18 protein-coding genes are annotated in these 20,756 nt (G+C 52.7%); 11 read left to right on the forward strand and 7 right to left on the reverse strand.

What is annotated here, in order from left to right; all coding sequences use genetic code 11:
- Positions 1-29 precede the first annotated feature (29 nt).
- Entirely contained in the window at positions 30-1,610 is a 1,581-nt protein-coding gene (gene guaA / locus ACQE3Z_RS00860; RefSeq protein WP_085070750.1) for a glutamine-hydrolyzing GMP synthase, read from the forward strand.
- Positions 1,611-2,057: 447 nt separating this feature from the next.
- Here guaA and tnaA read toward each other — a convergent pair whose 3' ends face one another.
- The 3 genes from tnaA to ACQE3Z_RS00875 all read right to left on the reverse strand — a co-directional run bounded on the left by tnaA (position 2,058) and on the right by ACQE3Z_RS00875 (position 4,876).
- Positions 2,058-3,473, reverse strand: coding sequence for a tryptophanase (gene tnaA, locus ACQE3Z_RS00865; protein WP_426971676.1), 1,416 nt, complete (start codon positions 3,471-3,473; stop codon positions 2,058-2,060).
- A gap of 225 nt (positions 3,474-3,698) precedes the next feature.
- Positions 3,699-3,773 (reverse strand): tryptophanase leader peptide, encoded by a 75-nt coding sequence (tnaC, locus tag ACQE3Z_RS00870; RefSeq protein ID WP_032257250.1) that lies wholly within the window; start codon positions 3,771-3,773, stop codon positions 3,699-3,701.
- Between the two features lie 209 nt (positions 3,774-3,982).
- Entirely contained in the window at positions 3,983-4,876 is an 894-nt protein-coding gene (locus ACQE3Z_RS00875; RefSeq protein WP_426971678.1) for a LysR substrate-binding domain-containing protein, read from the reverse strand.
- A gap of 151 nt (positions 4,877-5,027) precedes the next feature.
- On the opposite strand from ACQE3Z_RS00875, the gene ACQE3Z_RS00880 reads away from it, so the two are divergent.
- The 3 genes from ACQE3Z_RS00880 (at position 5,028) to ACQE3Z_RS00890 (ending at position 9,625) form a co-directional block, all read left to right on the forward strand.
- Complete coding sequence (locus ACQE3Z_RS00880; RefSeq protein ID WP_426971679.1) at positions 5,028-6,218, forward strand: MFS transporter; 1,191 nt, start codon at positions 5,028-5,030, stop codon at positions 6,216-6,218.
- A 220-nt stretch (positions 6,219-6,438) separates the two neighbouring features.
- Complete coding sequence (locus ACQE3Z_RS00885; protein WP_426971680.1) at positions 6,439-7,506, forward strand: glycosyltransferase family 4 protein; 1,068 nt, start codon at positions 6,439-6,441, stop codon at positions 7,504-7,506.
- Positions 7,507-7,522: 16 nt separating this feature from the next.
- The gene (locus tag ACQE3Z_RS00890) at positions 7,523-9,625 is read left to right on the forward strand and encodes a glycogen debranching N-terminal domain-containing protein (protein ID WP_426971682.1); all 2,103 of its coding nucleotides are present in this window, start codon (positions 7,523-7,525) and stop codon (positions 9,623-9,625) included.
- Between the two features lie 118 nt (positions 9,626-9,743).
- Here ACQE3Z_RS00890 and ACQE3Z_RS00895 read toward each other — a convergent pair whose 3' ends face one another.
- A complete protein-coding gene (locus ACQE3Z_RS00895; protein WP_426971684.1) occupies positions 9,744-10,643 on the reverse strand; it encodes a LysR family transcriptional regulator in 900 nt (299 codons plus the stop codon).
- Positions 10,644-10,743: 100 nt separating this feature from the next.
- On the opposite strand from ACQE3Z_RS00895, the gene ACQE3Z_RS00900 reads away from it, so the two are divergent.
- Positions 10,744-11,340, forward strand: coding sequence for a short chain dehydrogenase (locus ACQE3Z_RS00900; RefSeq protein ID WP_426971685.1), 597 nt, complete (start codon positions 10,744-10,746; stop codon positions 11,338-11,340).
- 36 nt (positions 11,341-11,376) lie between these two features.
- Here the strand turns inward: ACQE3Z_RS00900 and ACQE3Z_RS00905 are convergent, their stop codons facing one another.
- From ACQE3Z_RS00905 to ACQE3Z_RS00915, 3 genes are read right to left on the reverse strand one after another with little or no spacing between them, the layout of a single operon-like run.
- A complete protein-coding gene (locus ACQE3Z_RS00905; protein ID WP_426971686.1) occupies positions 11,377-12,672 on the reverse strand; it encodes a D-amino acid dehydrogenase in 1,296 nt (431 codons plus the stop codon).
- A gap of 36 nt (positions 12,673-12,708) precedes the next feature.
- Entirely contained in the window at positions 12,709-14,205 is a 1,497-nt protein-coding gene (locus ACQE3Z_RS00910) for a CoA-acylating methylmalonate-semialdehyde dehydrogenase (protein WP_426971687.1), read from the reverse strand.
- Between the two features lie 10 nt (positions 14,206-14,215).
- The gene (locus tag ACQE3Z_RS00915; RefSeq protein ID WP_426971689.1) at positions 14,216-15,547 is read right to left on the reverse strand and encodes an aspartate aminotransferase family protein; all 1,332 of its coding nucleotides are present in this window, start codon (positions 15,545-15,547) and stop codon (positions 14,216-14,218) included.
- 99 nt (positions 15,548-15,646) lie between these two features.
- Here ACQE3Z_RS00915 and ACQE3Z_RS00920 point away from each other — a divergent pair, with 99 nt between their 5' ends.
- The 6 genes from ACQE3Z_RS00920 (at position 15,647) to dapA (ending at position 20,754) form a co-directional block, all read left to right on the forward strand.
- The gene (locus ACQE3Z_RS00920; protein WP_426971690.1) at positions 15,647-16,549 is read left to right on the forward strand and encodes a LysR family transcriptional regulator; all 903 of its coding nucleotides are present in this window, start codon (positions 15,647-15,649) and stop codon (positions 16,547-16,549) included.
- Between the two features lie 211 nt (positions 16,550-16,760).
- Positions 16,761-17,606: a transporter substrate-binding domain-containing protein gene (locus tag ACQE3Z_RS00925; protein ID WP_426971691.1), complete on the forward strand. Its 846-nt coding sequence runs from the start codon at positions 16,761-16,763 to the stop codon at positions 17,604-17,606.
- Between the two features lie 185 nt (positions 17,607-17,791).
- On the forward strand, positions 17,792-18,493 hold the full coding sequence (locus ACQE3Z_RS00930) for an amino acid ABC transporter ATP-binding protein (protein ID WP_426973023.1): 702 nt from the start codon (positions 17,792-17,794) through the stop codon (positions 18,491-18,493).
- An 11-nt stretch (positions 18,494-18,504) separates the two neighbouring features.
- A complete protein-coding gene (locus tag ACQE3Z_RS00935) occupies positions 18,505-19,176 on the forward strand; it encodes an amino acid ABC transporter permease (RefSeq protein ID WP_426971692.1) in 672 nt (223 codons plus the stop codon).
- Between the two features lie 10 nt (positions 19,177-19,186).
- Entirely contained in the window at positions 19,187-19,852 is a 666-nt protein-coding gene (locus ACQE3Z_RS00940) for an amino acid ABC transporter permease (RefSeq protein WP_426971693.1), read from the forward strand.
- Between the two features lie 23 nt (positions 19,853-19,875).
- Complete coding sequence (dapA, locus tag ACQE3Z_RS00945) at positions 19,876-20,754, forward strand: 4-hydroxy-tetrahydrodipicolinate synthase (protein ID WP_426971694.1); 879 nt, start codon at positions 19,876-19,878, stop codon at positions 20,752-20,754.
- Positions 20,755-20,756 lie beyond the last annotated feature (2 nt).

Consider the following 20,756-nt stretch of genomic DNA (forward strand, 5'->3'; position numbering starts at 1 on the left):
ATTAAGTCTATCGCCCTGGAATTGCCTTAATGACGACGGAAAATATTCATAAGCACCGTATTTTAATCCTCGATTTTGGTTCACAGTACACCCAGCTGGTTGCACGCCGTGTGCGTGAGCTGGGCGTTTACTGTGAGCTTTGGGCGTGGGATGTTACTGAAGAGCAGATCCGTGGATTTAAGCCGAGCGGTATCATCCTCTCCGGCGGCCCGGAAAGCACTACCGAACTTAACAGCCCGCGCGCGCCGGAATATGTTTTCAACGCGGGCGTGCCGGTGCTGGGCGTTTGCTATGGCATGCAGACCATGGCAATGCAGCTGGGCGGTAAAGTAGAAGGCTCCAGCGAGCGCGAGTTCGGTTATGCGCAGGTGGAAGTCAGAACCGACAGCGCGCTGGTACGCGGCATCGAAGATTCCGTCAGCGCTGCTGGCCTGCCGCTGCTGGATGTCTGGATGAGCCACGGTGATAAGGTTACCGCGATCCCTTCTGACTTCGTGACCGTTGCCAGCACTGAGACCTGCCCGTTTGCCATTATGGCGAACGAAGAGAAGCGCTTTTATGGCGTGCAGTTCCATCCGGAAGTGACGCATACCCGCCAGGGCCTGCGCATGCTGGAGCGCTTTGTGCGTGACATTTGCGAATGTGAAGCGCTGTGGACGCCGGCAAAAATCATTGAAGATATCGTTGAGCGTCTACGCGAGCAGGTAGGCAACGATAAAGTTATCCTTGGCCTTTCCGGCGGTGTTGATTCTTCCGTGACGGCGATGCTGTTGCATCGCGCCATTGGCGATCGTCTGACCTGCGTATTTGTCGATAACGGTTTGCTGCGTCTGAACGAGGCGGAGCAGGTAATGGACATGTTCGGCGATCATTTCGGCCTGAACATCATCCACGTACCGGCAGAAGCGCGCTTCCTGGATGCGCTGGCAGGCATTGATGAGCCGGAAGCCAAACGTAAAACCATCGGGCGCGTGTTTGTTGAAGTGTTTGATGAGCAGGCTACCCATCTTACCGATGTGAAATGGCTGGCGCAGGGCACCATCTACCCGGACGTAATCGAATCTGCCGCCTCTGCTACCGGCAAAGCGCATGTGATTAAATCGCACCACAATGTGGGCGGCCTGCCGAAAGAGATGAAGCTGGGGCTGGTTGAGCCGCTGAAAGAGCTGTTCAAAGATGAAGTGCGTAAGATTGGTCTGGAGCTGGGCCTGCCTTACGATATGCTTTATCGCCATCCGTTCCCGGGCCCGGGTCTGGGCGTGCGCGTGCTGGGCGAAGTGAAAAAAGAGTATTGCGATCTGCTGCGCCGCGCCGACGCCATCTTTATTGACGAACTGCGTAAAGCCGACCTCTACAACAAGGTGAGCCAGGCCTTTACCGTGTTCCTGCCGGTTCGCTCGGTAGGCGTGATGGGCGACGGTCGTAAATATGACTGGGTGGTATCACTGCGCGCAGTAGAAACCATCGATTTCATGACGGCCCACTGGGCGCATCTGCCGTATGAATTCCTTGGCCGCGTCTCTAACCGCATCATCAATGAAGTGAACGGTATTTCCCGTGTGGTTTACGATATTTCGGGTAAACCACCGGCTACGATCGAGTGGGAATGATTTAGTCACGAGCAACCGGCACGACTAACCATTCAATATTATTTAAGCCCGCTTACTTGCGGGCTTTTTTATTGCCAATATTAAACCTGATGTTATGCAAGCAGATGCTCAGCTTGCTGAAGAGTTGAGTAAATTTTACCGTAAAACTTTGACGTCATGGGAGCTGAATTCCAGAGCCGCTCCAGTAATGAGAGGTAAAAATGAAGGAAGATTGAAAACGGCGAAGTTTGTTTGCTCTTTTGGCAAGTTAGTTAGCCGCATACACTACAGGCCCAGGAATTTATAAATCATGCAAATGGCATTAGCCGAAAAAAGTGACCCAACTGAATTTTGCTAACACATTGAAGAGATTATTAAACCAGCAAAGGATCACCGTCACACCAAAAACAATGACCCTTGTCAGGATAATATTACCGCCCCCTATGCGTAAGGCCACGCTGACGACAATTAAACCTCTTTCAATTTTGCCGTGAAGTGACGCAATACTTTAGGCTCATAGGTAAAGGTTAAGCCTTTGATATTTTCTGCGTTTGCCTTCACCTGCTGAAAGGCTTCAATAATGAAATCCATGTGAGTTTGCGTGTAGGTAGCGCGCGGGATCGTTAAACGCAGCAATTCGGCCGGGCAAGGGAGCTGTTTGCCGGTTTTCGGATCGCGGCCTAACAGGAAAGAACCAATCTCAACCGCCCTGATGCCCGCAACCTTATAAAGCTCACACGCCAGGGCCTGCGCCGGGAATTGCTCAGCCGGAATATGCGGTAATAATTTTCCTGCATCCACAAAGGCTGCGTGGCCGCCTGCCTGCTGGCAAACAACCCCGATCTCTTCCAGGCCATCGACCAGATACTGAACTTGCGCAATGCGATAAGCCAGCCAGTCCTGGTTCATGCCATCATACAAACCCACCGCCAAACGCTCCATGGCGCCGCCTTCTAAACCGCCGTAAGTCGGGAAGCCTTCCTGTACCACACAAAGCGTTCTGCACTCGGTATAAACATCGAAATAGCTGTCATCTTTGACGCACAGCAAGCCGCCCATAGGCACCATCGCATCTTTTTTGGCCGACATGGCCAACATATCCGCATATTGATAAGTTTCACGGGTGATCTGTTCGATGCTCCAGTCTTTATATTGCGCTTCGCGCTGTTTGATAAAATAAGCATTCTCAGCAAAGCGTGCAGAGTCCATGACCACCGGAATATCATATTTCTTTGCAATGCTGTACATCGCTTTTAAATTTGCAAGGGAGACCGGTTGACCACCAGCGGAATTGCTGGTGATGGTCGCAACAATATAAGGCACGTTATTGGCACCGACTTCTTCAATGCCTGTTTCCAGCCCTTCAAGATCAAAGTTGCCTTTAAAATCGTAACGTATCGCGGTATCGAAAGCTTCTTTGATATATACGTTGCGAACGGTACAGCCATTAATTTGGCTATGGCCTTGTGTGGTATCAAAAAAATAGTTTGAGAACGCCACCATTTTGCTACGGTCCAGACCTTTTTCCTGCTCGCGTTTTTTAATCAGTACCGGAATATAGATCTGTTCAGCGCCACGCCCCTGATGGGTCGGAATAGTATGTTGATAACCAAAAATAGTTTTCACCGCCTCAGCTAATGCATAATAACTGCGGCTGCCGCTGTAGGCCTCATCACCGCGCAACATCGCCGCTTGCATATTTTGGGTAACCGCACCGGTACCGCTGTCAGTCAGTAAATCGATAAAGACATCTTCGCTATCAAGCAGAAAAGGGTTCATGCCCGATTTAATAATGGCTTCTTCACGGTATGCTTTTGTTGTACGTTTTACCGGTTCGATAACTCTGATGCGAAACGGTTCAGGCAGGTGTTTGAAATTTTCCATGACATCGTCCTCTAATATATTTAATTACAACGATCCCTGTGAAACGTCAGTTTGCTCTAGCCGTTGATTTGCCATATTTATACAGGCAGGCGCAACCATTAACTCAAATGAGAAAATAGTGATAATGGCCGGGCCGCTATAAGCGACAAAATTCAGGCGGATCAAACAAAAAGATCACATGGAATCTGATTGATTTGTCTTTGCTGGAGATAAATGCAGAGGGAACTAAGGACGATGCTCGACAATTTTGTTGTCGATGTTAAACCACTTTGAGGTTACACATATATGTAAGATATTCATAATGTACTTATCCTCGGAAGACACAATGCTACAATATGGCACCAAAAAATTTTGTCTATTCGTCAATCAACTTAATGTGAATCGAATCACAACTAATTATTTCGAATCGTCACGGTTACAGCTAATCCCCAGAGTCATCCGGCAGAACATCGATCGCTCTGGAAAGTGCTCCTGACGACGCGTGTGTCAGCCAGGAGACTTGCCGTATATTAGGCGTTTTTCTGCAAAAGCTTTGTGACCATAAAGTCGATGAAAACGCGTAGCTTCGGTGCCAGGTGCTTGCTTGATGGCCAAAGCAGCCGAAAGGTGCCTTGATGCTCGATATGCTTGTCCAGTACCGAAACCAGCAGGCCTTGTTCGATAGCCTGCTGCACCATAAAGTCCGGCAGGCACGCGATTCCCAGACCTGCCACCGCCACGTCAATTAAGGCGGAGCAGGTGTTGCATACCATGGTTGTCGGTAGCATGAGTTCCGGTGCGTTTTCAGCGCGCTTCAGTGGCCAGGGTTCTCGTTTTCCACTGCTGGGAAACTTGTGATGCAAACAGGCGTGGCGTGTCAAATCGCAGGGAGCCTGGGGTATGCCATGCTTTGCCAGATAGTCGGGCGAGGCGACCAGCATCAACCGGTAGCTGCCTACCGGGCGAGACATAAGGCGTGAATCGGCCGGGTCGCCGGTACGCATTACCACATCGAAGCCTTCTTCAATTACATCCACCAAACGATCGGAAAAATCCACGTCCAGCTCAATAGCCGGATAGCGATGCATGAAAGCAGTAAGCGCGGGCATAACCAGCATTCCAACCAGCGGCAGACTAATGCGTAACCGACCCCGAGGCGCTTGCTGTGTCTCAGAGAGTTCCAGTTCGGCCGCTTCAACCTCACACAGGATGCGTCGGCAGCGTTCAAGGAACAGCGTACCCTCGGCGGTCAGCGTAATACTACGGGTGTTACGGTGAAACAGGCGCACGCCCAGGCGCTCTTCCAGCCGGGATACGCTTTTGCCCACAGCTGATGAAGATACGCCGAGGAGGCGCCCGGCTTCAGAAAAACTACGCGTTTCTGCCGCCTGTACAAAGAATGAAATGCCACTTAGAGGTTCCATTGTTGCGTCTGCCCAGGAATATTTGTCCGATATGTTTGGAACATTAGCATTATTGTCGTTAATCGGGAACGCCTGCACTATGCGGCTTACGTTCAACCGGTGCCGGTTCCGTGCTATTTGCGCCTGGCCGGTACCCTTTACAGGCAGATTTATGACAACTTCAACTGCAACCATCAACGTGCCCGCCGCACGGCTTCCCATCGCATCGCTACTGGCGCTGGCGCTGGCGGGCTTTATCACCATCCTGACCGAAGCTTTGCCTGCGGGGCTGCTGCCGCAGATCGGCGCTGGACTGAAAATCTCCCAGGCGCTGGCCGGGCAACTTGTCACCGTTTACGCCATTGGTTCGCTGATGGCGGCCATTCCACTGATCGCGGTTACTCAGGGCGTACGCCGCCGCCCGCTGCTGCTGTCGGCGATAGCGGGGTTTGTTGTTGCCAATACCGTGACGATGGTTTCCGACAGCTATTTCCTGACGATGGTGGCCCGTTTTCTGGCTGGCGTATCGGCCGGACTGTTATGGGCGCTACTGGCGGGTTATGCCGCGCGCATGGTGCCAGAGCACCAGAAGGGCCGAGCTATCGCCATTGCGATGGTGGGCGCGCCATTGGCGCTGTCGCTTGGCGTACCTGTGGGCACTTTCATCGGTAGCCTGGTTGACTGGCGCATGTGCTTCGGCATGATGAGCGGGCTGGCGCTGGCGTTGATGGTATGGGTACGCCTCAAGGTGCCGGATTTCTCCGGGCAGGCCGTGGGTAAGCGGCTCTCGCTAAGGCTTGTGTTTACCGTAGCCGGCGTGCGTCCGGTGCTTTTGGCGGTGCTGGCCTTCGTGCTGGCTCACAATATTCTCTATACCTACATCGCGCCGTTTTTAACGTCGGCAGGCATGGCAGAGCGGACGGATATGGTGCTGCTGGTGTTCGGCATTACCGCTTTGCTGGGCATCTGGATGATCGGCGTGCTGATTGATCGCTATCTGCGCGCGTTAACGCTGTGCAGTACCATTCTGTTCGGGCTATCCGCACTGGCTCTGGGTATAGCAAGCAATATCCCCGGCGTTGTGTATGCCGCTACGGCCGCCTGGGGCCTGGCTTTCGGCGGGGCAGGGGCTCTGTTCCAGACTGCGCTCGCAAAGACCGCTGGGGAAGCAGCCGATGTGGCGCAATCGATGCTGGTTACGGCGTGGAACATAGCGATTGCGGGCGGCGGCATTATCGGGGGAGTTTTACTGGATCGCATCGGCGTCCCGGCATTCCCGCCTGCGCTGCTGGTGTTGCTGATCTTAACGCTGGCCGTCGTCTGGGCGAGTAAGCGCCACGGCTTCACGCCTGCACAAAGATAAAACGCGCCAGAATTTTAACGCTGCGCCGCCAGTGCCGCCAGGCTCCCAAATATTCTCTGAGCCCGCATGAAGTGGGCTTTTTCGTCTGCTGTCAGCACGCTGCGTCAGCTTGAAAACGCCCGTGATCGTCCTAATATAGTTTCTGGTTTTTACGCCAATCCTTTATCCCTGATTTTTTCGCTTTGTTTGCATTTTCTGGAACCTTGTGGAGATTTCTACGATGAAGATTGCTCAGGTTGCTCCTTTGTATGAAGCTGTTCCGCCCAGACTGTACGGCGGCACCGAGCGGGTGGTGGCTCATCTGGCCAATGCGCTGGTGGCAGAGGGCCATGAAGTGACCTTATTCGCCTCCGCCGATACGCAAACCAGCGCCAGGCTGGTGCCCTGTCGGGATCAGGCGCTGCGTCTGGATCCGGCACCGCTAAAGTCCGATCTCGCCTGTCATCTGAGTATGTTGCATGACGTGTCCCGCCGCCGGGACGAATTCGATGTCATCCACTTCCATACCGACCTGCTTCACTTTCCTCTGTTTGAAGAGATGGCCGGACGCACTTTAACGACGCTGCACGGGCGGCTCGATCTGAAAGATCTTCCGGAAGCCTATCGACGCTGGCATCGTTATCCGCTGGTTTCTATTTCCCAGCATCAGCGTACACCGCTGCCTTTCGCCAACTGGTTCGCTACCGTACATCATGGCATGGATATCCCGTCGGTTACGCCAGGCGATGGCGGCTATCTGGCATTCCTTGGCCGTATCTCTCCTGAAAAAGGACCAGAGCGGGCTATCGCCATCGCAAGGCGCGCCGGGCTGCCGCTCAGGATCGCTGCCAAAGTTGATAACGCCGATCGGGAATATTTCGAGGGGTGCGTGAAGCCCCTGCTGAACGATCCGCTGATCGAGTTTATTGGCGAAATCAACGATGCAGAGAAGGGCCGCTTCCTCGCTAACGCGAAGGCGTTGTTGTTCCCGGTGGACTGGCCGGAGCCGTTCGGTCTGGTAATGATCGAAGCGATGGCCAGCGGCACGCCGGTTATTGCCTGGCGTTGCGGTTCGGTGCCGGAGGTAATTGATCACGGCGTTACCGGACTGATTGTTGATAACGAAGATGATGCTGTGGCGGCAATACGGGTGGCGGAGACACTCGATCGTGCGCGTATCCGCACGGTATATGAACAGCGTTTTTCAGCACGGGTGATGGCGCGTCGCTACCTGACACTGTATGAACAGCTGCTGGCTGCCACCGTGCCGGCTGCTGCTACTGCACAGAGGGCGGCGAATCATGGATGAGAGGGAGACAACCAGTATGCAGCATCATACCTCGGCCAGTTTGTTTGTACTTAAAGAGGGCGACCTTTTCCTGGTGGCGGACGCCCGGGGCGATATACTCGGCCAGCAGGACGGGTTATTTCACCATGACACGCGCATGTTGTCTGAGCTGCGGCTGACGCTGGGGGGAGTGCAGCCATCGCTGTTGTCCAGTGCCGTCAGTCAGGACAACGTATTCTTTACCGCCCATTTAACCAATCACCCGTTGCCGCAGGGCGTGGTGCATATTGAGCGCAAGCGTTTTCTGTGGCATGACAGGGTGTACGAGCGCATCCTGCTGAACAATCACAGCGATACGCCGGTGCAGGTGCCGCTAATGCTGACCTTCGCCGCTGATTTTCGCGATATGTTCGAGGTGCGCGGCCAGCAGCGCGAACAGCGAGGTCAACTGCGGCCGCTGCGGGTAGAGCAGCAGCGTGTGGAGATGGCCTATGAGGGACTGGACCATCAGTTGCGTACTACCTCGCTGAATTTCTCCCTGCCGCCGCGCCGTCTGGATGCGCACCGTGCCGAGTTTTTAATTGATATTGCCGGACATGGTTATCAGGAAGTCTATCTTGAAATCGGACCTGAACGCAGCACGCCCAGTCGGGAGCGTTACCGTCGCGCAGCCGCAGCCGCGCGACGCATGATGCGCCGCCGAAGCCGACGCGGCGCCCGTCTGCAGGCGTCGGGCCGGTTGTTCCAGGCCTGGCTGGACAAATCACGTATGGACCTGGCGCTGCTGACCACGGAACTGGAGGAGGGGCCTTATCCCTATGCCGGTATCCCGTGGTTTTCTACGCCGTTCGGGCGAGACGCTATCATCACGGCATTGCAGACGCTGTGGCTCGATCCGGAGCTGGCGCGTGGTGTGCTGGCCTTTCTTGCCAAAAATCAGGCCGAGGAGGATTCCACCTTCCGCGATGCGCAGCCGGGTAAAATCATGCATGAAACCCGTAAAGGCGAAATGTCCGCCATTAACGAGCTGCCGTTTGGTCGCTATTACGGCGGGGTGGATACCACACCACTGTTTCTCATGCTGGCCGGGGCTTATGTCCAGCGTACCGGTGATGATGCCTTTATCACCACCATCTGGCCTGCACTGATGCGCGCTGCCAGCTGGCTGGAGCGGATGGTGGAAACCAGCCCGCGTGAGCTGGTGGAATATGCGCGCGGCGAAGTCAGCGGATTGCTTAATCAGGGCTGGAAGGACAGCCATGACTCGGTGTTTGATGAACAGGGCAATATGGTGCAGGGGCCGATAGCTCTGATTGAAGTACAGGGATACGCTTACCGCGCCTGGCTTGAAATGGCCGGGCTGGCGCGGCGGCGCGGGCTGGCTGAGCAGGCCGAGAAATGGGAACAGCGTGCTGATAAGCTGCGTCAGGCTGTGGAAACACGTTTCTGGCTTGAGGAGCGTCAGTTCTATGCGCTGGCGCTGGATGGCCAGGGCAATCCCTGTGGGGTTCGTGCTTCCAATGCCGGGCATTTGCTCTACTGCGGATTGCCAGCACCAGAGCGGGCGCAGGCCACAGGCAAACAACTGCTGTCGCGTGCCTTTAACAGCGGCTGGGGGATCCGCACGCTGGCAGTAGAGGCAGCGCGTTATAACCCGATGTCGTATCACAATGGTTCGGTGTGGCCGCACGACGTAGCGCTATGCGCTGCGGGGCTGGCACGTTATGGCGAGCGGGACGGCGTGATGCACTTGCTTTCCAGCCTGTTTGAAGCCGCCGTTTACTTTGATATGCGCTTGCCTGAGCTGTTTTGCGGTTTTGAACGCGATCCCGGCGAAGCGCCGATCGCCTATCCGGTCGCCTGCCTGCCGCAGGCGTGGGCGTCAGGTTCCGTGTTTATGCTGATGCAGGCCTGTCTGGGCATAACGATTGATGGCCGCCGTGAAACGGTAACCGTTGAGCAGCCGAGGCTGCCGGTAGGCATTGATTGTTTGCAAATCAGGCGGCTGGCTGTCGGCGATTCGCTGTTGGATCTGACATTTCAGCGTCTTGGCGCGCAGGTGGTGGTTTCCGTGGAACAGCGACAGGGCAAGGCGGTGGTTAACGTCTCCCTGGGAGGTGAGGGCCAGCGATTAACCTGACAAATTGAAAACCTTACGGACCAGCCATTATTTCTGATATAACCTGGCGGAACGCTGGCTCAGCCACAGCCCGCGTTCCGCAAGGAGAAGCATTATATAGTGCTGGCCTGGCTTCAGGTTATTCCTCATAAGTACGCAACATTTCTGGTCCCCGTTTCGCTATCCACTCGATAAAGCTGCGATGTTTGACGCCTGCATGGTGATCCTGACGCCAAAGCAGGTGAACCGGTCGTGGCGAGGGCAAAGTATGTTCCAGTAATGAGATGAGCCTCCCGGCGGCAATATCTTCAGCCAGCAGCAGCCGCGGCTGAAAAATCATGCCAGCACCAGAAAGCGCTGCGCGTCTGAGCGCCTGGCCATCATTGCAGCTGAATGTGGCACTCTCTGGCCAGATTACGCTATCGCCGCTGCGCCAGGCGTTGCGTTTATTCCAGCTGGTGTAGCGCAGGCATCGATGCGACGCCAGGTCTTCCAGACTTTGTGGCGTGCCATATCGGGCCAGATACGCTGGCGCGGCGGCAATCACCATGTGGTAAACGCCAATGTGCTGGGCAACCAATGGCGTATCGCTCGACAAATTGCCAATGCGGAAAACAAAATCGAATCCTTCAGCGATTACATCAACAAAGCGGTCGCTCAGTTCCAGTTCAATATGTACATCGGGAAACTGCAGTTGGTATTCGCTACATAAAGAGGCGATGACGCAAGCACCCAGCGTGGTTGCCACGCTAATGCGCAAGCTTCCAGCCGGAAAACGGCGCAAACTTTCAATACGACTTTCAGCATTGTGCAAGGCGGCCATTACCTGCAGGCTCTCCTGATACCAGGCTTTACCGGCTTCCGTCAGGGTTTGACGCCGGGTATTGCGTTGCAGCAGTCTGGTTTGAAAGTACGCTTCCATCTGTGCGACCGCTTTGCCGGTCATTACGGCGGATATATCCAGTTGTTTTGCCGCTTCACTGAAGCTGCCGCTTTCAACAACCGCCACGAAAATTTCCATCCAGCGTAATTTATTCATGATTACTAACTTTTAGTTTTTAATGATTAAATTTTTGGCCCATTTTTCCCGTGATTGCAATCTATCAGTATGGAATCAGGCTAACTGTCGGGAGGATAAAATGAAAGTAATGGTAATTGGTGCCAGCGGTACCGTTGGACGGGCGGTGGTTGAAAATCTTGCACGGGATCATGACATCATTCGCGTTGGTAAAACCCAGGGCGATTACCGGGTAGATCTGACAGATGAGGCCAGCGTAGAGCGGTTATTTGCGCAGTGCGGCAAAGTTGACAGCGTGATCTCGGCAACCGGCGGCGTACATTTTGGTCCATTGAGTGATATGAGTAGTACGCAGTTTAATTCCGGGTTGCAGGATAAACTGATGGGACAAGTGCGGCTGGTACTGATTGGGCAGAATCATCTTAACCCCGGCGGATCCTTTACCCTGACAACCGGTATTCTTACCCAGCACCCTATTCGCACTGGCGTTAACGCGACGGCGGTTAATGCCGCGCTGGAAGGGTTTGTGCTTGCTGCGGCTAATGAACTGCAGGGATTACGGATCAACGCCGTCAGCCCAACAGTGCTAACCGAGGCGCTGGATAAATATGGGCCTTTCTTTCCTGGTTTTGAAAGCGCTGCTGCCAGTCGGGTGGCACTGGCTTATCGCCGCAGTCTGGAAGGCATTGATACCGGTAAAGTCTACCGCGTATGGTAAGAGACAAACGCGCCGCAGGGCGGTGCGTTTTTTTACTTAGCGTATTTCGGTGATGGCAGGATGAAAGCGTGGCGTAGATTTGTTGGCATAGCGCATAACGGAAAGATCGCTGAAAGGAATAGCCGGTGCTCTGCCAGATATCAGGTCTGCAAGCAATTGTCCCGAGCCGCACGCCATGGTCCAGCCCAGGGTACCATGACCCGTATTTAAAAAGAGATTTTCAAAACGCGTAGCGCCAACAACAGGTGTGCCATCCGGTGTCATAGGACGCAAACCTGTCCAGAAGGAGGCTCTGGAGAGATCCCCGCCATTAGGATAGAGATCGTTAACCACCATTTTCAGCGTTTCACGCCGTGCTTCCTTTAATTGAGTGTTAAAACCCACCACTTCCGCCATGCCGCCGACACGAATCCGGTCGTTAAAACGTGTCACTGCTATTTTATAGGTTTCATCCAGAATGGTTGAAGCTGGCGCGGCGGCTGGATCGGTCACAGGAATGGTCAGCGAATACCCCTTTAACGGATAAACTGGAATTGATACCAGTCCGTGCAACAACTGCGTAGAGTAAGAACCGCAAGCCACAATATAGCGATCGGCGCTCATTACCTGATTACCGCACCGTACGCCGAGAAGGCGATCGCTGTCTGTCAGAAGCTTATCAACGGTACAGTTATAAACAAAAGTCACGCCTGCCTCTTCAGCCATCTTCGCCAGCTGCTTTGTAAACATCTGGCAGTCGCCGGTTTCATCATTTGGCAGACGCAGGCCGCCAGTGAGTTTATGCGCCACGCTGGCCAACGCAGGCTCCACCTGCGCCAGCTGGCGTGATTCCAGCAATTGATAGGGGACGCCCGCGTCTTTCAGCACCGCAATATCCTGCGCGGCATGATCAAATTGCGCGGCGGTGCGAAACAGTTGTAGCGTGCCCCCCTGGCGTTCATCGTAGGCGATACCGGTTTCACGCCTTAGCGCACGCAGGCAGTCACGGCTGTATTCAGCAATACGCACCATGCGGGCTTTATTTTCCGCATAATTCTCATGGTTGCAGTTTTTTAGCATTTGCCACATCCAGCGCAGCTGGAACCGCGATCCATCCGGACGAATAGCCAGCGGCGCATGCCGCTGAAACATCCATTTTATCGCTTTGAGTGGGATACCGGGCGCAGCCCATGGCGTGGCATAGCCTGGAGAAATCTGTCCTGCGTTGCCTGCACTGGTTTCTTCTGCGGCGGCAGGCTGGCGATCAACTACGGTGACCTCATGTCCGGCTTTAGCGAGATACCAGGCGCTGGTAACGCCCACCACGCCGCCGCCCAAAATCAACACTTTCATTAGCGATTCTCCAAAACAGAAAGTCTGGCCTGCAGGTTAGTGGTTACTGGGAAAAGCAAACTGTGCTGCTTCCGGGCTTTGTTGTTTAGGCCAGCGCTGAGTAATGGTTTTACGCCGCGTATAGAAGCGTACGCCGTCAGGGCCATAAGCGTGCAGATCGCCAAACAATGAACGCTTCCAGCCGCCAAAGCTGTGAAAAGCCATCGGTACCGGTAACGGCACGTTAACGCCAACCATCCCTGCTTCAATCTCATTACCGAAGCGACGAGCCGCTTCACCGTCGCGGGTAAAGATGCAGGTGCCGTTGCCATATTCATGTTCGTTGATCAATGCGATGGCCTGTTCAAGAGAGGGAACGCGCACGACGCAAAGCACCGGCCCAAAAATCTCTTCCTGATAAATGCGCATCTCCGGCGTTACGTAGTCGAAAAGACAACCGCCAAAAAAGAAGCCGTTTTCATGATCTTTTATCCGTAATGCGCGACCATCCACAACTAATGTTGCACCTGCTGAAATCCCCTCTTCAACATAGCTTGCAACTTTATCGCGGTGCGCCGCGGTTACCAGCGGCCCCATGTCCAGGCCGCACTGCGTACCGGCACCTATTTTCAGCGCTGAGACTTTGGGGGCCAGTTTGCCAATCAATGCTTCCGCGACAGCATCGCCGATGCAAACCGCAACGGAAATCGCCATACAACGTTCACCGCAGGAGCCATAGGCCGCGCCCATTAACGCGCTGACAGCATTATCCAGATCGGCATCCGGCATTATAACCGCATGGTTTTTCGCACCACCCAGCGCCTGTACACGTTTTCCGCGTCGGGTTCCCTCGTGATAAATATATTCCGCGACTGGCGTAGAGCCAACGAAGCTGATGGCTTTTACATCCGGGCTGTCGAGCAGCGCATCAACGGCTTCTTTATCGCCATTAACGACATTGAGTACGCCAGCCGGCAAGCCTGCCTGTTGAAACAACGAAGCGATCAGCAACGTAGAACTGGGATCGCGCTCGGAAGGCTTCAGGACAAAGGTATTGCCGCAGGCAATGGCCAGTGGATACATCCACAGCGGTACCATCGCCGGGAAATTGAAAGGAGTGATGCCTGCCACCACGCCGACGGCGTGGAAATCGCTCCATGTATCAATACCTGAACCGGCGTTACGGTTATATTCGCCTTTTAACAGTTCAGGCGCAGCGCAGGCATATTCGACGTTTTCAATACCACGTTTCAGCTCACCGGCGGCATCTTCCAGGGTTTTTCCGTGCTCTTCGCTAATCAGCGCCACAATCTCCTTTTCATGGGCTTCCAGCAATTGCCTGAAGCGGAATAACACCAGAGTGCGTTTCGCTGGAGGAAGATCGCGCCATGCAGGCAGAGCGGCTTTCGCAGCGGCAATCGCTGCCTGCACGGTAGCCGTGCTGGCCAGCTCTACCTGACGAATCGCTTCACCGGTAGCGGGATTAAAAACCTGGGCGGTACGGCCGTCAGGCTTACGTACCTCTCCATTAATCAAATGAGTAACTGTATTCATATAATGCTCCTTAATTAATGTGATGCAGCGCTTCGCCCACGGCGTCAAACAGGCGATCCAGCTCGGCTGGCTGCGTATTGAACATCGGACCAAATTGCAAGGTATCGCCGCCAAAACGGACATAGAACCCCGCTTTCCACAGCGCCATGCCAGCATCAAAAGGACGCACAGTGGCATCACCTTCGCGCGATGCCAGTTGAATAGCGCCAACCAGTCCGCAATTGCGAATATCAAGAACGTGCGGGCAGCCGCGCAGGCCGTGTAGGGTACGTTCAAAATGGGGAGCAAGTTCAGCAGACTGCGCAATCAGTGATTCGCTTTCCAGCAGATCGAGCGTGGCCAGCCCGGCGGCACAGGCGACCGGATGCGCGGAGTAGGTATAACCGTGACTAAATTCCACGGCATGTTCCGGCAGCGGCTGAGACATGAAAGTGTTATAGATTTCACTGCTGGCGACCACGCCGCCAAGCGGGATCGCGCCATTGGTAACCTGTTTAGCGAAATTGAGAATATCAGGCGTGACGCCGAAATATTCTGCACCGGTCCACCGTCCCATGCGACCAAAACCCGTAATCACCTCATCAAATATCAGCAGAATGTTGTGCTGAGTACAGATCTCGCGCAGTCGTTGCAGATAGCCCTGCGGTGGAATAAGAGCACCTGCTGAGCCAGAAAGCGGCTCAACAATCAGGGCGGCAATGTTGGAGGCGTCATGCAGTTCAATCAGCTTGAGCATCTCGTCGGCCAGTGCCACTCCGCCTGTTTCCGCCATGCCCGCGGTGAATGCCATATTGGGCTGCAATGTATGGGGGAGGTGGTCAACATCCATAAATTGACCGAACATTTTACGGTTGCCGCCAATGCCGCCGAGACTGGTGCCTGCAATATTTACTCCATGGTAACCACGCGCGCGGCCAATCAGTTTGGTTTTTGTCGGTTGACCTTTGGCTCGCCAGTAGGCGCGCGCCATTTTCACTGCCGTATCCGCCGATTCCGAGCCAGAACCGGTAAAAAAGACGTGATTCAAATCGCCCGGCATGCGTTGCGCAATGTTATCGGCCAGCTGGAAAGAGAGCGGATGACCGTACTGAAAACCGGGTGAGTAATCCAGCGTACCCAACTGCTTCGCTACCGCCGTCTGGATTTCGCTGCGTGTATGGCCTGCGCCGCAGGTCCATAGTCCTGACAGACTGTCAAAAATCTGACGTCCGGTATCATCGGTCAGCCAACGGCCTTGCGCGGCAACAATAAAACGTGGATCCCGATGAAAATTGCGATTAGCGCTAAAAGGCATCCAGTGCGCTTTTAAATTCAGTGCGGCGGTATTAACGGCTTCAGACATATTTTTTCCTCCCGACAGGTTCAGAAGGAGTGTGCATTTAAGTTATGGTTAAGTTAAATCTATTTAAACTAACCTTTAGTTACGGAATTGCTCACCTATATGAAAACTAAATCTCTGGCCCAGGTAACGGATTTTGATATCAAACTGCTGCGCATTTTTAAAACGGTAAGCGAATGCGGCAGCTTTTCGGCAGCGGAAGGTTTGTTGGGGATTACGCGATCGGCGGTCAGCCTGCATATGAGCGATCTGGAAAAACGACTGGGAATGCGCCTCTGTCAGCGCGGACGTGTCGGCTTTGCCTTAACCGATGAAGGTCGGGAAATATTGCGTCACAGCGAAACGCTGTTGGCAGCAATTGAGACATTCAGGCAGCAGGTCAATCAGTTACACAAGCAACTGCGCGGGGAATTTAACATTGGCATTATCAACAATCTGGTGACGCAGCCGATGATGCAAATTACCCAGGCGCTGGCTTTGCTGCGGGAAAAAGGGCCGGAAATTCGTATTAACCTCAGCATGTGTACCGCAGCTGAAATTGAACGCGGCCTAATGGATGGACGGCTGCATGTGGGCGCGCTGCCGCTGACGTCACCCATATCCGGGCTAGACTATACGCAGCTTTATGATGAAAAATCATACCTTTATTGCAGCAGCCAGCATCCGTTGTTTGCTTTGCAGGAAACGCCTGATGACAAGGAACTGGCACAATACGATGCCATTGCACCCAGTTTTCGCATGACGGCTGAAACTATTGGCATGCATCAAAGACTCAACTGTACCGCTACTGCCTCAGATCGAGAAGGTATCGCTTTCCTTATTCTTACCGGCCGTTTTATTGGTTTTCTGCCCGATCACTATGCGGCGCAGTGGGTTGGGAAAAATTTGATGCGCGCTATCAAACCGGAATTTTTTAACTTCAGCAGTAAAATTGCCATTGTCACCCGAAAGGGGCGACGTCCAAATACTATTCTCGACGTTTTCCTGCAGAACCTTGCTCGCTAAACCTGTTGAATTTGATTCTTTGAAACCGATCACATCAGGCAAGCGATCGGCTTCAAACTTTAACGATAAGTAAACCATATTGGTTGACTTTGTTAATTTTGTGCTTCTATTCTCCCTGTTATCACTGCATACAAATTTGTATACATGTGACGATGTATAAGCACCACCTAACTGTTCCTGTTCGCAACACTCACGCCTGAACGAGGTCTTTATGGTCCGTGTTTGTCTGTCAAATATTCAAAAGTTTTCCTGTCGTCTGGCGCTTGGTGCCTTGCTTTTTAGCACGATAACCGCAGCCCATTCCGCTGCCAATTACTGGCAGACTATCCAGAAAAAAGGCGTATTACGCTGTGGAGCCGCATCGGCTGCGCCTTATGTTATGCGCGACCCGAAAACGGGTCAGTACAGCGGTTATTTCGCTGAACTGTGTCGCGATTTCGGCCAGGATGTGTTGAAAGTAAAAGTGCAATTTGTTGATGCCAACTGGGATACGTTGGTTGCAGGATTACAGAGCGATAAATGGGATATGGCGATGGCGTTAAATCAGACGCCTGAAAGGGCGCTGGCAGTAGGTTTTTCCGCACCCGCGCAAGATTATCAGATATCGCTGCTGGTCAATAAAGACAACCCCAAACTCACTGGGGCAGGCGATAAAATCGCTGATTATGATAAGCCGGGCGTAATTTTCGCCGTTATGTCAGGAACGGCGCAAGATAAAGCGATTAGCGCCGTAGTTAAACAAGGCAAAATTATGCGTTTGCCGGGCAATGATGAAACGCGACTGGCACTGATGGCGCGCCGGGCTGATGTGTTGGTGGATGCCAGCGATACCAACCACCTGTTTGCGCTGGCCAATCCCGGCTGGGCTAAAGAAGTTTTACCGAAGCCGGCATTGGCTAAACAGGGTGTCTCTTTTGCTTTACCCCGCACCGTAACAGAAGCGGATATGAACGTTCTTAATATTTATCTGACGCAACGGCGTGCCACTGGTGAAATCGACGCACTGGTAAATAAAGCCTCAATGGAAGCAAACGCCGGTAAAACAGGCGCTAATTAAACCTGAAATTTATAACCCGTGTGCATTACGCACGCAGCGGAGGAATAACCATGAGTGCCTCAACCCATTTCGCGGCGGCGTCCGCTCGTCTGCAAGATGAGCAACCAATTTATATTAATGAATATCATAAAGGCAGCTTTATTCAGTTGGATAAAGTTTATAAGTCTTATGGTGAGCTGGTAGTGATGGATAATTTTGATCTCACCATGAAAAATGACGATCGGCTGGTAATAATTGGCCCAAGCGGGAGTGGTAAGAGTTCTTTGCTGCGTGTGTTAATGGGACTGGAAGGCATTCAGGGTGGAGAAATAAATTTTCAAAAACAGAGTTATATCATTGGTGATAAAAGCAAGCATGCCAAAATAGTTAATGCCGACATTCAGAAGAAAATTGGTATGGTGTTCCAACACTATACGCTATTTCCGCACCTCTCTATATTACAGAATCTTATTTTGGCACCGGTAAAAGTGCATAAAATAGAAAAGAAAACGGCGATTGAAAGGGCGCGTGCACTACTGGCTCGTTTTGGGCTGGAAAGTAAGCTCAACGCTTATCCCAGCCAGCTTTCTGGAGGGCAGAAGCAACGCGTGGCAATTGCACGCGCCCTGATGTTGGAGCCGGAACTGATGCTTTTCGATGAGGTCACTTCCGCGCTCGATCCTGAAATGGTGGTAGAAGTACAAAGCGTCATGATGCAGTTGGCAGAACAAAAAATGGCTATGATTATCGTCACACACGATATGCATTTTGCCCGTCACATTGCTTCTCGCGTCGTATTTTGTGCTAATGGGAAAATCGTTGAGCAAGGTCATCCCGATACGCTGTTCACCCGCCCAAAAGAAAAACGCACTCGTGAGTTTTTAGAAAAAGTGCTGCATTTAGATTAAAGAGGTGAAATATGGATTATCAGTTTGATTTTCATTTCTTACAAGGTAATGCAGGTGCGCTGTGGGACGGGTTAAAAGTAACGCTGGAATTAGCGTTGATTGCCAATGTTTTGGGGCTGGTGTTAGGTTTTATTCTCTGTCTCATGGCAATGAGCCCTGTTGCATTATTACGCTGGCCAACAAAGCTTTTTATTGAGTTTTTCCGCTGTACGCCAGTGTTACTGCAAATTGTCTGGTTTTATTACTGCGTCCCTATGCTATTTAACCTGTTTATTGATCCAATATATATGGGCTTTTTAGCGCTCGGCCTGAATCTAGCTGCTTTTAACGCTGAAGCCTATCGGGCGGGTGTGCAGGCGGTGCCGCGTGAGCATCATGACGCCAGCGTGGCGCTGGGGTTAAACCGGTTGCAGCAAACGCTGTATGTCGTGCTGCCGCAGGCGATCCGTAGCGCGCTGCCGGTACTGATGACCAACGGTATCTCGATTCTTCAGCAGAGTGCGCTGGTCGCCATCGTTGCCATCTCCGACCTGATGTACGTCGGCAAAAATATTGCCACGGAAACGTACCGTCCTCTGGAGATCTATTCGCTAATTGCGCTGATCTATTTCGCGTTATCGCTACCTATCTCGCGGCTGGTTTCCTTTATCGAGCGTCGTCAGGACGCAGTTACTGAACGTTAAGGGGCTGATTATGACGCTTGATTTCTCACAAGTTTTTTCTTACTGGCAGGTCCTGTTGCAGGGGCTGGGGCTTACGCTGGCTTTTACCCTAAGCTGCGCACTGTTAGGAAGCACGGCTGGTTTTGTTGTCAGCCTGCTGCGTATGTCGCCGCTGCGTCCCTTACGCTGGCTTATTACGCTCTATGTTGAATTTTTTCGCGGCACGCCGCTGCTGATACAGCTTTTCTGGGTCTTTTTCTGTTTTCCGGTGGTGTTTCACATCAATATCGCGCCCTGGGTGTGTGTGACCCTTTCGCTGGTGCTGTATATGACGGCAATAACCAGCGAAACCTTCCGTGGCGCATTGAAATCAATCGCTGGCGAACAACATGATGCCTGCGTGGCCCTGAGCCTGACTCCGGTGGTTAAGACTTTTTATGTCATCTTCCCCCAGGCCATGCTGCGCGCAATACCCACACTGCTCTCGAACGTTGTCAGTTTGTTTAAAGAGAGCGCGCTGATTTCATCGGTCGGCGTCGCGGATCTGATGTTTGTCGGTCAGAACATTTCCAACAGTACCGCGCGTCCGGTTGAGTTTTTGAGCGCCGTTGCGGTGATCTATTTCGTTGTGGCATTCCCCTTAACGCGCCTGGTTGGCGTGGTCGAGTCGCGTTTGTTACGGCGTTATGCCCTTTGAACAAAGAATAAATGGAGAAAAATATGCAACTGAAAGGTATTTTACCGGCCCTGGTGACACCGTTTAACGATGCTGGTGCGGTCGATCATGAGCAATTAGCCAATATTCTGGAGTATCAGTTGAACGCCGGTGTTAACGGCTTTGTGCCGCTGGGTTCAACGGGAGAGTATTATGCGCTGACTAATGAAGAGCGTCGTCAGGTATTGAAAACGGTGAAAACCGTAGTGGGCGATCGCGGCACCCTGATTGCCGGCGCAAACGGATCCTGTACACGCGAAGTCATGGAACAGGTAAAGCAGACGCTGGATGCAGGTTACAACAACCTGCTGATTGCGCCGCCCTATTATGCGCTGCCCTCACAGGAAGAACTGATTGGCCATTACCGCGCCATTCTTGATGAATTCAGTGATATTAATCTGGTGCTTTATAACTACCCGGTCCGCACCAATGTTGAAGTGGGTTTCAAAGTACTGGACGCATTTAAAGATCATCCTCGGGTTGTAGGTATCAAAGAAAGTAGTGGTAGCGTACTGCGTGCTGTTGAAATTGGCGACGCTTATAAAGAGCACTATCAACTTTCCTGTGGTTCAGATGATGTTGCCTTTGACTTTTTTATCTGGGGTGCCAGCAGTTGGATTTGCGGGCCGGCTAACTGCTTCCCTAATCAAATTGTTGATTTTTATCGTAAGTTCAGCAGCGGCGATCTCAGCGGAGCCCAGAATGTCATGCGTTCTTTGTTCCCGGTTATGGCCAGTATGGAAGCGGGAAAATTTATTCAGAAGGTAAAGTATGGCTGTGAGTTGGCTGGCTTTAAGGCGGGTAATGCACGTATGCCGCTACAGCCGTTGACCACGGAAGAGAAAGCAGAGTTTCGTAAGGTTTTTGAAGCTTCTCAGGGATAAAA

Origin of the sequence: Pantoea sp. FN0307 (assembly GCF_050113815.1) — a bacterium.
In the GTDB taxonomy this organism is placed as follows: domain Bacteria; phylum Pseudomonadota; class Gammaproteobacteria; order Enterobacterales; family Enterobacteriaceae; genus Mixta; species Mixta alhagi.

Excerpts from the sequence above, each read along its gene's own strand:
- guaA (WP_085070750.1), top strand. The coding sequence starts at position 30 with ATGACGACGGAAAATATTCATAAGCACCGTATTTTAATCCTCGATTTT.
- tnaA (WP_426971676.1), bottom strand. The coding sequence starts at position 3,473 with ATGGAAAATTTCAAACACCTGCCTGAACCGTTTCGCATCAGAGTTATC.
- ACQE3Z_RS00875 (WP_426971678.1), bottom strand. The coding sequence starts at position 4,876 with ATGGAACCTCTAAGTGGCATTTCATTCTTTGTACAGGCGGCAGAAACG.
- ACQE3Z_RS00880 (WP_426971679.1), top strand. The coding sequence starts at position 5,028 with ATGACAACTTCAACTGCAACCATCAACGTGCCCGCCGCACGGCTTCCC.
- ACQE3Z_RS00885 (WP_426971680.1), top strand. The coding sequence starts at position 6,439 with ATGAAGATTGCTCAGGTTGCTCCTTTGTATGAAGCTGTTCCGCCCAGA.
- ACQE3Z_RS00890 (WP_426971682.1), top strand. The coding sequence starts at position 7,523 with ATGCAGCATCATACCTCGGCCAGTTTGTTTGTACTTAAAGAGGGCGAC.
- ACQE3Z_RS00895 (WP_426971684.1), bottom strand. The coding sequence starts at position 10,643 with ATGAATAAATTACGCTGGATGGAAATTTTCGTGGCGGTTGTTGAAAGC.
- ACQE3Z_RS00900 (WP_426971685.1), top strand. The coding sequence starts at position 10,744 with ATGAAAGTAATGGTAATTGGTGCCAGCGGTACCGTTGGACGGGCGGTG.
- ACQE3Z_RS00905 (WP_426971686.1), bottom strand. The coding sequence starts at position 12,672 with ATGAAAGTGTTGATTTTGGGCGGCGGCGTGGTGGGCGTTACCAGCGCC.
- ACQE3Z_RS00910 (WP_426971687.1), bottom strand. The coding sequence starts at position 14,205 with ATGAATACAGTTACTCATTTGATTAATGGAGAGGTACGTAAGCCTGAC.
- ACQE3Z_RS00915 (WP_426971689.1), bottom strand. The coding sequence starts at position 15,547 with ATGTCTGAAGCCGTTAATACCGCCGCACTGAATTTAAAAGCGCACTGG.
- ACQE3Z_RS00920 (WP_426971690.1), top strand. The coding sequence starts at position 15,647 with ATGAAAACTAAATCTCTGGCCCAGGTAACGGATTTTGATATCAAACTG.
- ACQE3Z_RS00925 (WP_426971691.1), top strand. The coding sequence starts at position 16,761 with ATGGTCCGTGTTTGTCTGTCAAATATTCAAAAGTTTTCCTGTCGTCTG.
- ACQE3Z_RS00930 (WP_426973023.1), top strand. The coding sequence starts at position 17,792 with ATGGATAATTTTGATCTCACCATGAAAAATGACGATCGGCTGGTAATA.
- ACQE3Z_RS00935 (WP_426971692.1), top strand. The coding sequence starts at position 18,505 with ATGGATTATCAGTTTGATTTTCATTTCTTACAAGGTAATGCAGGTGCG.
- ACQE3Z_RS00940 (WP_426971693.1), top strand. The coding sequence starts at position 19,187 with ATGACGCTTGATTTCTCACAAGTTTTTTCTTACTGGCAGGTCCTGTTG.
- dapA (WP_426971694.1), top strand. The coding sequence starts at position 19,876 with ATGCAACTGAAAGGTATTTTACCGGCCCTGGTGACACCGTTTAACGAT.